Source organism: Marivirga lumbricoides (assembly GCF_014636295.1).
Classification (GTDB): domain Bacteria; phylum Bacteroidota; class Bacteroidia; order Cytophagales; family Cyclobacteriaceae; genus Marivirga; species Marivirga lumbricoides.
The window spans coordinates 1-1,380 of sequence record NZ_BMEC01000045.1 but is presented as its reverse complement, the minus strand read 5'-3'; the positions used below and the strand labels follow the sequence as shown (position 1 = coordinate 1,380).

Sequence of the window (1,380 nt, the reverse complement as noted above, 5' to 3'; positions counted from 1 at the left end):
AAAACCCCGAAATTAGCTAGATAAAGCTTTTTTCGGGGTTTTTGATTTGTTAAATTGTAGTGTCTAATCACAATTAACACTGCAATATATGAGAGATCAAGAGCTTTTCCAACCGCAAGATTACTTAACTCCAAAATGGTATTTATTCAAGAGTAGTAAATTGGGACATGTTTATGATAGTATCCCCTGGGATCAACTTTCAGAATGTCTGCCTAAAGAAAATAAAGGCCCCGGAGCACCTCGATGGTTTTCGGCTCAGGGCATGTTTGGCTTAATGTTTCTAAAATCCTATCTAAACCTGAGTGACGAGAAGCTCATAGATCGTTTTAACACCGATTGGAGCCTTCAATTATTTTGCAATAAATTGTTGGATGATCACCAAAAAATTAAGGACAAGGCCATTTTAAGCAGGGTCAGGATGTATATAGCTGACAATACAGATTGGCAACAGCTCCAGGAGGTATTGATCCACCACTGGAAAAGAGATATGAACAATACCCATGTTCTGTTAATGGATGCCACTTGCTATGAGAGCTATATCCGTTTTCCTACCGATGTTAAGCTGCTCTGGGAAAGCTGCCAATGGGTATTTGAGAAGCAACTCTTTAGGTGGAGTAAAATATTAAGTATCAAACGACCTCGCTCCAGGTATATAGATCAAAAACGTAAGCAGCTGTCTTACGATCGTAGCCGTAAAAAGACATACAAAGCAGGCAGAAAGCGTAAAAAGTCATTGATATATCTACTATCCAAAGGCCTGGGACAGCTGCAGTGCCTGCTCAATGAAAACCCACAAATACAGCTTCACTTCCAGGAGCGATCCTATCTAAATACTATAAAGAAGGTGCTCCAGCAACAGCAATTCTTACAACATCATCCTGCAAAAGAATTGAAAAACAGAATAGTATCATTGCCCAAGCCTTATGTTAGGCCTATAGTGCGAGGTAAAGAAACTAAAAGGGTGGAATTCGGAATGAAGGCACACATGCTTCAGGTGGATGGTATCTGTTTTATTGATGCCATGGAGTTCAGAGCTTTCAATGAAAGTACCAGGCTAAAATTAAGTAGTATAAAGCATAGATCGATCTTTGGGCCACTTCATCAACTAGGAGCTGATCGTATTTATGCCACCAACGCCAATAGAAAATATTTAACCGAAAAGAAAGTATTTACCTGCTTTCCCAAGAAAGGCCCTAAAGTAAACCAACCTCAGGAAAGCAAGCTCAGAAGCCTTATCTCCAACCAGAGAGCCACGGTGATGGAAGGAAGTTTTGGAACCCATAAAACGGCCTACGGCCTGAATAAAATCAAGGTTAAGGGAGAGAAACGAGAAATGATGCATGTTTTCTTCGCTGTCATGATGGCCAATGCTGTTAAGCT

At 40.4% G+C, this 1,380-nt stretch carries 1 protein-coding gene; it reads left to right on the top strand.

What is annotated here, in order from left to right; translation table 11 throughout:
• Window positions 1-88: 88 nt before the first annotated feature.
• On the top strand, window positions 89-1,380 hold a 1,292-nt coding region (locus IEV85_RS24665; RefSeq protein ID WP_188467937.1), incomplete at its 3' end, for a transposase.